Origin of the sequence: Pseudomonas fluorescens (assembly GCF_902497995.1) — a bacterium.
In the GTDB taxonomy this organism is placed as follows: domain Bacteria; phylum Pseudomonadota; class Gammaproteobacteria; order Pseudomonadales; family Pseudomonadaceae; genus Aquipseudomonas; species Aquipseudomonas fluorescens_BK.
The window spans coordinates 1-12,573 of record NZ_CABVII010000036.1 but is presented as its reverse complement, the minus strand read 5'-3'; the positions used below and the strand labels follow the sequence as shown (position 1 = coordinate 12,573).

Below are 12,573 nucleotides of genomic sequence, written 5' to 3'. Positions count from 1 at the left end.
TACGGGGCCCGTTTGAGGCGTCTGTCTTGGGCGCCTGCCAGCGAATGGCCGGCTCATGCATTTAATCAAAACGCTCATTTACGAGAAAAGTGTACGACCAGCTTGTCGCCAACGGTTTGCAGTACTTGCACCAGCACCAGCAGCAACACCACGGTGACGACCATCACATCGGTCTGGAAACGCTGGTAACCGAAGCGGATCGCCAGGTCGCCCAGACCGCCAGCGCCGACCACACCGGCCATCGCCGTGTAGGACACCAGTGTAATGGCGGTCACCGTAATGGCGGCGAAGATGCCCGGGCGAGCTTCCGGCAGCAGGGCATTGGTGATGATCTGCCGCGTCGTCGCGCCCATGGCCTGGGTCGCCTCGATGATGCCGCGATCCACCTCACGCAGGGCAGTTTCCACCAGTCGTGCGAAGAATGGCGTGGCGCCCACCACCAAGGGTGGAATCGCACCGGCGACGCCCAGCGAAGTGCCGGTGATCAATACCGTGAACGGAATCATCACGATCAACAGAATAATGAACGGCAACGAACGCAGGATGTTCACCGCCAGCGACAACATCGCATAGACGCCTTTGGCTTCCAGCAGTTGACGCGGGCTGCAGAGGAACAGCAATACGCCCAGCGGCAGGCCCAGCAGCACGGTGAACAACAGCGAACCGAAGAGCATCAGCAAGGTATCGCCGGTGGCCAGCCAGATTTCGAACCAGTCGATGTTGGCGAAGAAACTTGTCAGGACTTCCATTAGCGCAGGACCTCCATGTGGACGTCGGCTGCGGTGAAGTGGGCGAACGCCGCTTCCATGTCGCCACCGGTCACGGCCAGGGTCAACTGCCCGTAGGGAATGTCTTTGATGCGGTCGATGCGACCGGCGAGGATGCTGTAGTCCACACCCGTCTCCCGAGCGACGGTGCCCAGCAATGGCGCGTAGGTCGCTTCGCCCTGGAAGGTCAGACGCACGATGCGTCCCGGCACGTGCGCGAAGTCGTCGCGCTGTTCGCTTTCATCGATCTGCTCGTCTTCTTGCACGAAGCGCTTGGTGGTCGGATGTTTCGGATGCAGGAACACTTCGGCCACCGAACCTTGCTCGACGATCACCCCGGCATCCATCACTGCCACCTGGTCGCAGACCCGACGGATCACGTCCATTTCGTGGGTGATCAGGACGATGGTGAGTTTCAGCTCGCGATTGATCTCGGCCAGCAATTGCAGGACCGACGCTGTTGTTTGCGGGTCCAGGGCGCTGGTGGCTTCATCGCACAGCAGGATTTTAGGTTTGGTCGCCAGGGCGCGGGCGATGCCGACGCGCTGCTTCTGGCCGCCAGACAATTGCGCCGGGTACTTTTTCGCGTGGTCGGACAAGCCCACCCGCGCCAGCAACTCGGCCACACGCCGGTCGATCTCGCTGCGCGACAGTTCACCGGCCAGGGTCAGCGGCAGCGCGACATTGTCGGCCACGGTCTTGGACGCCAGCAGGTTGAAGTGCTGGAAAATCATCCCGACCTGCTGGCGAAAGCGCCGCAGGCTGTTGGCATCCAGCGCGGTGACCTCTTCGCCATCGACGAAGATCTTGCCGCCGCTGGAATTTTCCAGGCGATTGATCAGACGCAGCAGGGTACTTTTTCCCGCGCCGGAATGACCGATCAGGCCGAATACCTGACCGTTCTCAATCGTCAGACTGGTCGGATGCAGGGCGGGAATATCCTTACCGGCGACGCGGTAGGTTTTGTGGACGTTTTGAAACTCGATCACGTAGCGAACCTTGTGGGGCGCGTTAGAAAAGGATCAGCGGATAGCCGGGCGCGCATTTTAGCCTGTCTGTATAGAGGTTCTTAGCATTTATTTCGTATTCAACCTGCCATTTGGCAATAACGCGATCAAAGGTCAGAAAAAAGGAACGGCTAATAACGCCATCAGTCACTTATTAAGCAACTCGAAAACGCCCCCGGTGCCGTGCCTGGGGGATATTGCCCAAGCGTCCTGGCTACGGCGGGAACCGCAACGAGGAGTTTACGACTGATGAGTACCAAAAAGCCTGCCGCCCCCAAAAGCGCACTGGCCGGGACCGACACCCTGGACCGCGGCAACACCAATGCCAAGCTCGATAGTCTGGAAAAATTTCGTTCCGACGCCACTGAACAAGCCCTGCGCACCAATCAGGGCGTAAAAGTTGCGGACAACCAGAACACCTTGAAAGTCGGCGCCCGCGGGCCGTCGTTGCTGGAAGACTTCATCATGCGTGAAAAGATCACGCATTTTGACCACGAGCGCATTCCCGAACGCATCGTGCATGCCCGCGGGACCGGTGCCCACGGTTACTTTCAGTCGTATGAAAACCATTCCGTGCTGACCAAGGCCGGTTTCCTGCAAGACCCCGCCAGACAAACCCCGGTGTTCGTGCGCTTTTCCACGGTGCAGGGTCCTCGCGGGTCGGGCGATACCGTGCGCGACGTACGAGGTTTCGCTGTGAAGTTCTTCACCGACGAAGGCAACTTCGACCTGGTGGGCAACAACATGCCGGTGTTCTTCATCCAGGACGCCATCAAATTTCCTGACTTCGTACACGCGGTGAAACCCGAGCCCCACAACGAGATTCCTACCGGTGGTTCGGCCCATGACACCTTCTGGGACTTCGTCTCCCTGGTGCCGGAATCGGCGCACATGGTGATCTGGGCCATGTCCGACCGGGCAATCCCGAAGAGCCTGCGCAGCATGCAGGGCTTTGGCGTGCACACCTTCCGCCTGATCAACGCCGAAGGTAAATCGCGCTTCGTCAAATTCCACTGGCGTCCTGCCGCCGGGACTTGCTCGCTGGTCTGGGATGAAGCGCAGAAGCTCGCCGGTAAAGACACCGATTACCACCGTCGCGATCTGTGGGAGTCGATCGAGATGGGGGACTACCCGGAATGGGAACTGGGCGTACAGGTGGTCGAGGAGGAAAACGAGCACACCTTCGATTTCGACCTGCTCGACCCGACCAAAATCATTCCCGAGGAAATCGTGCCGATTACCCCGCTGGGCAAAATGGTGCTCAACCGCAATCCGGACAACTTCTTTGCCGAAACCGAGCAGGTCGCTTTCTGCCCGGGGCATATCGTGCCGGGGATCGACTTTTCCAACGATCCACTGCTGCAAGGGCGACTGTTTTCCTACACCGATACGCAAATCAGCCGACTCGGCGGACCGAATTTTCACGAAATCCCGATCAACCGTCCGGTCGCGCCGTTCCACAACGGTCAGCGGGACGCGCAACACCGCACCACCATCGACAAGGGCCGTGCCTCCTACGAGCCGAACTCCATTGACAGCGGCTGGCCGAAAGAAACCCCGCCCGCCGCACAAAACGGCGGTTTCGAGACCCATCCGGAGCGCATCGATGCCAACAAGATTCGCCAGCGCAGCGAGTCCTTCAGCGACCACTTCTCCCAGGCGCGGCTGTTCTTCCACAGCATGAGCAAGCATGAACAGGAACATATCATTGGCGCTTACAGCTTTGAGCTGGGCAAGGTCGAGCGTGAGCACATCCGCGCGCGCGAGGTGAATGAAATCCTCGCCAACATCGATTTGGAACTGGCCAAACGCGTCGCGCAGAACCTCGGCCTGCCAGCGCCAAAAGCCGGAACGGTCGATGTACCGAAAATATCTCTGGAGCGTTCACCGGCCTTGAGCCAGGCCAACCTGCTACCGGGCGATATCAAGACTCGTAAAGTCGCGATTCTGGCAGCCAATGGCGTCGACGGTGCGGCGATCGATGCGATGAAAGCGGCGCTGAAGGCTGAGGGCGCGCACGCAAAACTGCTCGGCCCTACCTCGGCGCCGGTCACCACGGCTGATGGCAAAGCGCTGCCGGTGGATGCGTCGATGGAAGGCCTGCCATCCATCGCGTTCGACGCGGTATTCGTGCCCGGTGGCGCGGCCTCGATCAAGGCGTTGAGCACTGACGGGGTGGCGCTGCATTACCTGCTGGAAGCGTATAAACACTTGAAGGCAATCGCGTTGCATGGCGAGGCCAAGCAGTTGTTGGATGTGTTGAAGCTGGAGGTTGATGCGGGGTTGATCGTGGGGACGGATGCCAAGCTGACCAAGGCGTTTTTTGCTGCGATCGGGCAGCATCGGGTGTGGGATCGGGAGCCTAAGGCCAAGGCGATTCCGGCTTAAGACAGTCTGAAATACTGTATCGATTGGGAGGACGCCTTCGCGAGCAAGCCCGCTCCCACATTTGATCTCCGGTGTACACAATTCTGTGACCGACTGAGATCAAATGTGGGAGCGGGCTTGCTCGCGAAGCTTTTAGGGCTTACGCGGGCTTAGAACCATCTGCGCCGGAATATTGCGCAAAATCTGCTTCTCCAGGTTCAGATCAAACCCCGAATCCAGCTTCCTCACCCGCTTGGTCAGCAACGTGGCCAACCAAGGGTAGTCCTGGGTGCGCGGAGCCTGAATGCTGACGTCGCACTGATAATTCACCACATCGGCCGCAATGGCATCCAGTTGCTGGCGCAGCTTTGCCATATCCGTGAGGTTCAGCGCCACCGTGGTGCTTTCGGCCGTTGGATCGATGACTTTGGCCTGTGGCTTGGCTTCGGCAGCCATGAGCGCCGCTTCAGCTCTGTCCAGCTCGGCTTTACGGGCATTGACGATCGCGTTGTTGACCCCACCGGTCAAGGCGGGCGCCTTGGGCATCAACGCCCGGGCGCGGCTCAGCGCAGTGGCAGCAGCGTTCACATCACCTTTTTGCAGCACGATCTGGCTACGGCGCAGATAAGCTTCGGCCAGTTGCCGCTGATATTGCTCAAGAGATTGATCGTTGGGCGACTCGGCCTGCAAAGCGGCCAGCTGACCTTCCGCGGTAGCCAACTCGCTGCTGGCGAGGCTTTGTTCCAGCTGTGCAATGGCCGTGGCCCGGGCATCGGCAGGCTCGTTGACCGCCGGTGGCGTGCTTTGGCAAGCGCCCAGCAGCAGAGAAAATGCGACAAGGAGCAGATAACGGGAGGCGAACGGCTTCATTCCTGCGACTCTCTATTTGCGCAAAAAACGAGCAAGTCTACACCCCTCGACGGGGCAGGACAAAACTCAGCAGAAACAGTGCGGCGGCCGCCACCACAATCGACGGGCCCGCCGGAGTGTCCTTGAACCACGACAGCGCCAGCCCGCCACAGACCGCGAGCATGCCCAGCAGGCTCGCGCCCAGTGCCATCTGCTCCGGTGACCGGGCGTGACGCTGTGCCGCAGCCGCCGGGATGATCAGCAGCGAAGTAATCAGCAATACACCAACGATCTTCATCGCCACCGCAATGACTACCGCGATCAACAGCATCAGGGCCAGGCGCAACGCCGCGACCGGCAAACCTTCCACCCTGGCCAGCTCTTCATGGACCGTAATCGCCAGCATTGGCCGCCACAGCGTCACCAGCAAGGCTAGCACCCCCGCACTGCCGCCGAGTATCCAGGCCAGGTCGGTTGGACTGATCGCCAGCAAGTCGCCGAAGAGATAGGCCATCAGGTCGATCCGCACTTCATGCATGAAGCTTAGTACCACCAGGCCCAGAGAGAGGGTGCTGGGTGCGAGAATTCCCAACAGCGTGTCGGACGCCAGCGGCTGGCGCTGTTGCAAGGTCACCAATAATACGGCCAACAGTAGACAGCCTACGGTGACCGCAACAGTCGGGCTGACATCCAGCAAAAAGCCCAGCGCCACGCCGAGCAGTGCGGCATGGGACAGGGTGTCGCCGAAATAGGCCATGCGCCGCCAGACCACGAACGAACCCAACGGGCCTGCGACCAGCGCCAGGGCCAGACCTGCAAGCAGGGCGTAAAGCAGAAAATCAGCCATGCTTGCAGCTATCTCCGTGAACGTGGGTAGGGACCGCCGGGGCGGCGCTGACCACCGAACCATGCAGGTCATGGGCGTGGTCGTGATGGTGGTGGTAAACCGCCAGGCTTGGGGCGTTCTTGCCGAACAGCTCGACGAACGCCGGGTCGCCGCTGACCTGCTCGGGATGCCCGGAGCAGCAGACGTGACGATTCAGGCAGACCACCTGGTCGGTGGTGCTCATCACCAGGTGCAAATCATGGGACACCATCAACACCCCACAACCGTGACGGTCGCGCAATCGGGTGATCAGGCTATAAAGCTCGGCCTGACCGGCCACGTCCACGCCTTGGACCGGTTCGTCGAGCACCAACAGTTCCGGCTCGCGCAGCAATGCCCGGGCCAGCAACACGCGCTGCATTTCACCGCCGGAAACACTTTGCACCGGGCTGTCGATCACCTGCTCGGCGCCGACTTCCTTGAGCGCGGCCAAGGCCCGGGCGCGATCCACACCCGGCACCAGACGCAAGAAGCGCAGCACGGAAAGCGGCAGCGTCGGATCGACATGCAGCTTTTGCGGCATGTAGCCGACCCGCAGTTTCGGCTTGCGCCAGACGCTGCCGCTGTCCGGTTTCAACAGGCCCAGCACGGCGCGCACCAAGGTGGTCTTGCCCGCGCCATTGGGGCCGATCAGGGTCACGATCTGCCCCGGCTCGACGCTCAGCTCGATGTTATCCAGCACGTTTTGCCCGGCGAAGGTGACGGCAACCTGTTCGAGGCGGATCAGCGCGTTGCTCATCAAGCCCCCTGGCAACCCGAGCAGAGACCGACCACTTCAACGGTCTGGCCTTCGACGACGAACCCGACATCTTCGGCGCTGCCGATGATCGCGTCACTGATGGATTTCTGTTCGAGCTCGATGGCGGCATGGCATGCACGGCAGATCAGGAACTGACCCTGGTGAGCATGTTCAGGATGGTTGCAACCGACGAAAGAGTTCAACGAGGAAATGCGGTGGACGAGGCCGTTTTCCAGCAGGAAATCCAGCGCGCGGTACACCGTCGGCGGCGCGGCGCGGCGGCCATCCTGCTCGCTGAGCACCGCGAGTATGTCGTAGGCGCCCAATGGCTTGTGGCTTTGCCAGACCAGTTCCAGCACCCGCCGACGCAACGCGGTCAAGCGCAGCCCCTGACGTGCGCACAGGGCATCGGCCTCAGACAGTGCGCTATGAACGCAGTGAGAGTGGTCGTGGGGACGGCTGGCAATCGGTGTTATAGGCATGAGCGGCGACGAGTTTTGTGAGAGACGTTATTATGTTACCCGTTCTCGCCTCTTCGAGTGGTCATCGTGTCCCGACTTTTTTCTATCTTTGTCGCATTTATCGCAACTTTTCTGCTGATCGGCTCGGCGCAGGCCGACGTCAAAGTCCTGACCAGCATCAAGCCGCTGCAGCTGATCGCCGCGGCGGTGCAAGATGGCGTGGCCATTCCTGAAGTCCTGTTGCCGCCCGGTGCCTCGCCGCATAACTATGCCTTGCGCCCATCCGACGTGCGGAAGGTGCAATCGGTGGATCTGCTGTACTGGATCGGTCCGGACATGGAAGGCTTTCTGCCCCGGGTGCTGAATGGTCGGACGCTACCGAGCGTCGCCGTGCAGGATTTGCCCGGCCTGAAACTGCGACATTTCGCTGAAGATAACCATTCACATGCCGAAGAAGCCGACGAGCATGACCACGATCACCGCCCCGGCAGCCTGGATGCACATCTTTGGTTATCGCCGCTCAATGCGCGCGTGATCGCGGCGAAAATGGCCGCCGACCTGAGTGCTGCCGATCCGGCCAATGCGGCCCGCTACCAGAGCAATCTCAAGGCCTTCGATGAACGTCTGGATGCGCTGGATCTGCGCTTGAAGAAACGTCTGGCCGCCATTGAAGGCAAACCTTACTTCGTGTTCCACGAAGCCTTCGACTACTTCGAAGACGCCTATGGCCTCAAGCATGCCGGCGTGTTCAGCGTCGCCGCCGAAGTGCAGCCTGGCGCCCAGCACGTGGCGGCAATGCGCACTCGATTGCAGGAAGTCGGTAAAACCTGTGTGTTCAGCGAGCCGCCGCTGCGTCCGCGGCTGGCGGAAACCCTGGTGGCCGGCTTGCCGGTGAAACTGGCGGAACTGGATGCGCTGGGCGGGTACACGCCGGCGACTGCTCAGGGGTATGAGCAGGTGCTGGAGAAGTTGGGGAATGATTTGGCGGGGTGCCTGGAGTCGTTGTAACCCGGACATTTGTATCGCCGCCATTCGCGAGCAAGCCCGCTCCCACATTTGATCTAAGTCGTGCACAGAATTTGTGTACCCAGGAGATCCAATGTGGGAGCGGGCTTGCTCGCGAAGCTTTTAAAGGGCGAACGGTAACGGAGTGCTGACTTTCTGCCGCTGCGCCAGCCGCTGCTCAAACTCCATCGGATCGTGAATCAACACATCCTGCCCGGCAAACGCCTGCGCAGCGATCAACCGCGACAACCAGAACCGCACACACGCCACCCGCAGCAGGGTCGGCCACAGTTCGGCTTCTGCAGCGGTGAACGGCCGCAATGCAGCATAAGCCCCCAACAACGCCCGCGCCCGCGGCCCGTCGATCTTCCCGTCCTCGTCCGAACACCAGTCATTCAAGGCAATCGCCACGTCGTAGAGCATCGGCCCCGAGCACGCGTTGTAGAAGTCGATCAACCCGGTCAGGTGCGTGCCTTCAAACATCGCGTTGTCGCGAAACAGGTCGGCGTGGATGTTGGCCCGCGGCAGGGCCAGAATTTTCGTCTTCTGCCGGGTGATTTCGTCCAGCGCCCGCTGCAACAGATCGCATTGCCCGGCATTGAGATGCGACAGCAGCTGCGTGCCCTCCTCCTGCATCCAGTCCAGGCCGCGATCGGTCTTGCGCTTGATCATGTTGGCCTGGGTCGCCAGGTGCAGATGAGCCAGCAGCTCGCCGACCTGAGCGCAATGCTGAGCGTTGGCCTCCTTGATGTGCTTGCCGGCCAGACGCGGTTGCAACAGCGCCGGTTTGCCGGCCAGCTCGCGCAAGGCCACGCCTTCGGTGGTGCGCAGGGCGTAGGGCACTGGCAGGTCGGCGTCGTGCAGCACATCGAGCAGTTCGATGAAAAACGGCATTTCCTGGACCGGACCACGCTCCACCAGGGTCAGGACGTATTCGCCCTGCTCCAGACTGATAAAGAAATTGGTGTTTTCGCTACCGGCGGCAATCCCCTGGAAATCAAGCAGGCGGCCGAGCCCGTATGGGGCGAGAAAGGTTTCCAGCTCGGGCCGAGCCAGCGGGGTGAACACAGACATGGTTAAAACTGCCAGTACGGGCGCTGCCACTTGAGCCAGCGCCGATTGAAATTAGGAAACTATTTCCACTCGAAGATCTTCCACGACGGAATCAGCATATCGGGCTGATCCGAGCGGATGAAGTTTGCATCTGTCCCGTCCGCGCGCACCAGAAAATACGGCGGCGCGCCCTTCGGCGTAACCTTGATCGCGTACAGGAAACCGTTTTGGCGGTACTCCTGGATGGTTTTATCGCCTTCCGTGCGGATGGTGACATCCGGGTCCGGCGACGGTGCATCGTCCGCCGCCATGACGGCCAATGGGGTGACTGCAAACAAGCCAGCCAACAGCAAGCGATTTAGTGTGCGCATGATAACCTTGTCCCTTTGTCGTCAACGGTCCCGCTATTCTAGCGCCGGACCCGCCGAAAAGGTTGATCCTGCTCATGAGCCAAGCCCCCCTCGTCCTGGTGGACGGTTCTTCTTACCTGTACCGCGCCTTTCACGCCCTGCCACCGCTCACCACGTCCAAAGGTCTGCCGACCGGCGCGGTCAAAGGTGTGTTGAACATGCTCAAGAGTCTGCGCAAGCAGTACCCGGACAGTCCGTTCGCCGTGGTGTTCGACGCCAAGGGCGGGACATTCCGCGACGAGATGTTCGCCGAATACAAGGCCAACCGTCCGAGCATGCCCGACGACATGCGCGTCCAGATCGAGCCACTGCATGCCAGCGTCAAGGCCCTGGGCTTTCCATTGCTGTGCGTGGACAACGTCGAAGCGGACGACGTGATCGGCACCCTGGCCCGCAGCAGTGCAGCCGCCGACCGTCCGGTGGTGATCTCCACCGGTGACAAGGACATGGCGCAACTGGTCGACGGGCACATTACCTTGGTCAACACCATGACCGGTAGCGCGCTGGACGTGGAGGGCGTGAAGGAGAAATTCGGCGTCGCTCCCGAGCAGATCATCGATTATCTGGCATTGATGGGCGATTCGTCCGACAACATTCCGGGCGTTCCGGGCATCGGCCCGAAGACCGCTTCCGGCCTGTTGGTGGGCGTGAATGGCGGCCTGACCGAGCTCTACGCGCAGCTCGATATCGTGCCGACCCTGCCGATACGCGGGGCCAAGACCCTGCCGGCCAAGCTCGAAGAGCACAAGGAGATGGCGTTTCTCTCCTACCGGCTGGCGACGATCAAGATCGATGTGCCGCTGGATGTCGGCCTGGACGACCTGCAAATGGGCAAGCCGGACCACGACAAGCTCGCCGAGCTCTACACCCTGCTGGAATTCAAGAGTTGGTTCGAAGAGAACCAGCGCGACGCCAAGCGCTCGGGTCAGGACATTGTCGAGGTCGTCGACGAGCAGCCGGGCACCGTCGAAGCGAAGTACGAAACCATCCTCGACCAGAAGCGCTTCGACGCCTGGCTGGACAAACTCGCCAAGGCACCGCTGATCGCCTTCGTCACCGAGACCAATGGCAGCGATGCCCAACACTCGCAACTGGTGGGCCTGTCGTTTTCCGTCGCGGCCAACGAAGCGGCCTACATTCCGCTGACCCATTCCTACATGGGCGTTCCGGAACAACTGGATCGCGACACGGTGCTGCTGGCGCTGAAGCCGCTGCTGGAAAACCCGAATAAACTGAAAGTCGGCCAGCACGCCAAGTTCGAAACCAACATCCTGGCCAATTGCGCCATCGGTGGCGATCAGAGCAACGGGATTATCGTTCAGGGTATTGCCTACGACACCATGCTCGAGTCTTACGTACTCGACTCGACAGCCACCCGTCACGACATGGACAGCCTGGCGCTCAAGTACCTGGGCCAAAGCAAGACCGACATCCACGAGATCGCGGGCAAAGGCGTCAAGCAGCTGACCTTTGACCAGATCTCGCTTGAGCTGGCGGGCCCCTATGCCGCCGAAGACGCCGATGTCACCTTCCGCCTGCACCTGGCCTTGCAGGAAAAACTGGCCACCACGCCAAGCCTGGGCAAAGTGCTGAACGACATTGAAATGCCGCTGATGCCGGTGCTGGCCCGTATCGAACGCCAGGGCGCGCTCGTGGACGCCAACCTGCTGGGCATCCAGAGTGTCGAGCTGGGCGAGAAACTGGTCACCCTTGAGCGGGAGGCCTTTGCCATCGCCGGTGAAGAGTTCAACCTCGGCTCGCCGAAGCAACTGGGCGTGATCCTTTACGAAAAGCTCGGTTTGCCCGTTCTCAGCAAAACCGCCAAGGGCCAGGCCTCGACGGCCGAAGCGGTGTTGGCCGAATTGGCCGAACAGGACTACCCGCTGCCCAAGGTACTGATGCAGTACCGCTCGCTGAGCAAACTCAAAAGCACCTACACCGACCGATTGCCAGAGCAGATCAACGCTCGCACCGGCCGTATCCATACGTCTTATCAGCAAGCCGTTGCCGCCACCGGACGCTTGTCGTCCATCGATCCGAACCTGCAGAACATTCCGATCCGTACCGCCGAAGGCCGGCGGATTCGTCAGGCGTTCGTCGCGCCAAAAGGCTACAAACTGCTGGCCGCGGACTATTCGCAAATCGAACTGCGGATCATGGCTCACCTGGCCAAGGATGAAGGCTTGCTGTACGCCTTCCGCAACGACCTGGACGTGCACAAAGCCACGGCGGCGGAAGTCTTCGGGGTCGAACTGGACGCGGTCACCACCGACCAGCGACGTAGCGCCAAGGCGATCAACTTCGGTCTGATCTACGGCATGAGCGCCTTTGGCCTGGCCAAGCAGATCGGCGTCGATCGCAAGCAGTCCCAGGCTTATATCGACCGATACTTCACCCGTTACCCCGGCGTGCTGGAATACATGGAGCGCACCCGCGCCCAGGCCGCCGAGCAAGGTTTTGTCGAAACCATCTTCGGTCGTCGTCTGTACCTGCCGGAAATCAACGCGAAAAACCCGGCCCTGCGCAAAGGTGCCGAGCGCACGGCGATCAACGCGCCGATGCAAGGCACCGCGGCGGACATCATCAAGAAAGCCATGGTCGCAGTGGACAACTGGCTGACCTCGTCAGGCCTCGACGCCAAAGTCATCCTGCAGGTGCACGATGAATTGGTCCTCGAGGTGCGCGAAGACCTGATCGACCAGGTGCGTGAGGAAATTCGCCTGCACATGAGCGAAGCAGCGCAACTGGATGTGCCGCTGCTGGTGGAGGTGGGTGTAGGCAATAACTGGGATGAGGCGCACTAGAGCGCCGCATTCTGTCTGTAGGAGCAAGCTTGCTCCGGGCGGCGTTCCGACGATGGTCTCAAGATCGCTGCGTTCTGTAATTGGATGGACTCGCCCTAGCCGAGGCGTCAATGCGCCACGGTGGCAGTCTAAACAGCCAACGACAGCGAGGGCGAGTCCATGAAAAAGCATACTTCGATTGATCAATCATTGTCTTCTGCCGATTTGTCGGCCTGCACTACCGTG

At 60.6% G+C, this 12,573-nt stretch carries 11 protein-coding genes; 3 read left to right on the top strand and 8 right to left on the bottom strand.

Annotated elements, in window-relative coordinates; all coding sequences use genetic code 11:
• Nucleotides 1–74: 74 nt before the first annotated feature.
• Together F8N80_RS28450 and F8N80_RS28445 are read right to left on the bottom strand one after the other, a co-directional pair.
• A complete protein-coding gene (locus F8N80_RS28450) occupies nucleotides 75–749 on the bottom strand; it encodes a methionine ABC transporter permease (RefSeq protein ID WP_150746564.1) in 675 nt (224 codons plus the stop codon).
• A complete protein-coding gene (locus F8N80_RS28445) occupies nucleotides 749–1,756 on the bottom strand; it encodes a methionine ABC transporter ATP-binding protein (RefSeq protein ID WP_150746565.1) in 1,008 nt (335 codons plus the stop codon). Before F8N80_RS28445 ends, F8N80_RS28450 begins: the two co-directional genes overlap by 1 nt.
• Before the next feature lie 267 nt (nucleotides 1,757–2,023).
• Between F8N80_RS28445 and katE the strand changes: the two genes are divergently transcribed.
• Nucleotides 2,024–4,162 carry a catalase HPII gene (gene katE / locus F8N80_RS28440; protein WP_150785200.1) on the top strand — a complete coding sequence of 713 codons (2,139 nt, stop codon included), beginning with the start codon at nucleotides 2,024–2,026 and terminating at the stop codon, nucleotides 4,160–4,162.
• A gap of 132 nt (nucleotides 4,163–4,294) precedes the next feature.
• On the opposite strand, the gene F8N80_RS28435 is transcribed toward katE, so the two are convergent.
• Genes F8N80_RS28435 through zur form a run of 4 tightly spaced genes read right to left on the bottom strand, consistent with a single transcriptional unit; the run spans nucleotide 4,295 to nucleotide 7,097 of the window.
• A complete protein-coding gene (locus tag F8N80_RS28435; RefSeq protein ID WP_150785199.1) occupies nucleotides 4,295–5,011 on the bottom strand; it encodes a PA5502 family lipoprotein in 717 nt (238 codons plus the stop codon).
• 37 nt (nucleotides 5,012–5,048) lie between these two features.
• Nucleotides 5,049–5,837 carry a zinc ABC transporter permease subunit ZnuB gene (gene znuB / locus F8N80_RS28430; RefSeq protein ID WP_150746568.1) on the bottom strand — a complete coding sequence of 263 codons (789 nt, stop codon included), beginning with the start codon at nucleotides 5,835–5,837 and terminating at the stop codon, nucleotides 5,049–5,051.
• A complete protein-coding gene (gene znuC, locus F8N80_RS28425) occupies nucleotides 5,830–6,615 on the bottom strand; it encodes a zinc ABC transporter ATP-binding protein ZnuC (RefSeq protein ID WP_150746569.1) in 786 nt (261 codons plus the stop codon). Before znuC ends, znuB begins: the two co-directional genes overlap by 8 nt.
• Complete coding sequence (gene zur / locus F8N80_RS28420; RefSeq protein WP_150746570.1) at nucleotides 6,615–7,097, bottom strand: zinc uptake transcriptional repressor Zur; 483 nt, start codon at nucleotides 7,095–7,097, stop codon at nucleotides 6,615–6,617. Before zur ends, znuC begins: the two co-directional genes overlap by 1 nt.
• A gap of 66 nt (nucleotides 7,098–7,163) precedes the next feature.
• On the opposite strand from zur, the gene znuA reads away from it, so the two are divergent.
• Nucleotides 7,164–8,084 (top strand): zinc ABC transporter substrate-binding protein ZnuA, encoded by a 921-nt coding sequence (gene znuA / locus F8N80_RS28415; RefSeq protein WP_150785198.1) that lies wholly within the window; start codon nucleotides 7,164–7,166, stop codon nucleotides 8,082–8,084.
• Nucleotides 8,085–8,204: 120 nt separating this feature from the next.
• On the opposite strand, the gene F8N80_RS28410 is transcribed toward znuA, so the two are convergent.
• A complete protein-coding gene (locus F8N80_RS28410) occupies nucleotides 8,205–9,155 on the bottom strand; it encodes a homoserine kinase (RefSeq protein ID WP_150746572.1) in 951 nt (316 codons plus the stop codon).
• Nucleotides 9,156–9,214: 59 nt separating this feature from the next.
• Nucleotides 9,215–9,505: a DUF2782 domain-containing protein gene (locus tag F8N80_RS28405; RefSeq protein WP_150746573.1), complete on the bottom strand. Its 291-nt coding sequence runs from the start codon at nucleotides 9,503–9,505 to the stop codon at nucleotides 9,215–9,217.
• Nucleotides 9,506–9,579: 74 nt separating this feature from the next.
• Here F8N80_RS28405 and polA point away from each other — a divergent pair, with 74 nt between their 5' ends.
• Nucleotides 9,580–12,348, top strand: coding sequence for a DNA polymerase I (polA, locus tag F8N80_RS28400; protein ID WP_150785197.1), 2,769 nt, complete (start codon nucleotides 9,580–9,582; stop codon nucleotides 12,346–12,348).
• Nucleotides 12,349–12,573: the final 225 nt, after the last annotated feature.

Excerpts from the sequence above, each read along its gene's own strand:
- F8N80_RS28450 (WP_150746564.1), bottom strand. The coding sequence starts at position 749 with ATGGAAGTCCTGACAAGTTTCTTCGCCAACATCGACTGGTTCGAAATC.
- katE (WP_150785200.1), top strand. The coding sequence starts at position 2,024 with ATGAGTACCAAAAAGCCTGCCGCCCCCAAAAGCGCACTGGCCGGGACC.
- F8N80_RS28435 (WP_150785199.1), bottom strand. The coding sequence starts at position 5,011 with ATGAAGCCGTTCGCCTCCCGTTATCTGCTCCTTGTCGCATTTTCTCTG.
- znuB (WP_150746568.1), bottom strand. The coding sequence starts at position 5,837 with ATGGCTGATTTTCTGCTTTACGCCCTGCTTGCAGGTCTGGCCCTGGCG.
- znuC (WP_150746569.1), bottom strand. The coding sequence starts at position 6,615 with ATGAGCAACGCGCTGATCCGCCTCGAACAGGTTGCCGTCACCTTCGCC.
- zur (WP_150746570.1), bottom strand. The coding sequence starts at position 7,097 with ATGCCTATAACACCGATTGCCAGCCGTCCCCACGACCACTCTCACTGC.
- F8N80_RS28410 (WP_150746572.1), bottom strand. The coding sequence starts at position 9,155 with ATGTCTGTGTTCACCCCGCTGGCTCGGCCCGAGCTGGAAACCTTTCTC.
- F8N80_RS28405 (WP_150746573.1), bottom strand. The coding sequence starts at position 9,505 with ATGCGCACACTAAATCGCTTGCTGTTGGCTGGCTTGTTTGCAGTCACC.
- polA (WP_150785197.1), top strand. The coding sequence starts at position 9,580 with ATGAGCCAAGCCCCCCTCGTCCTGGTGGACGGTTCTTCTTACCTGTAC.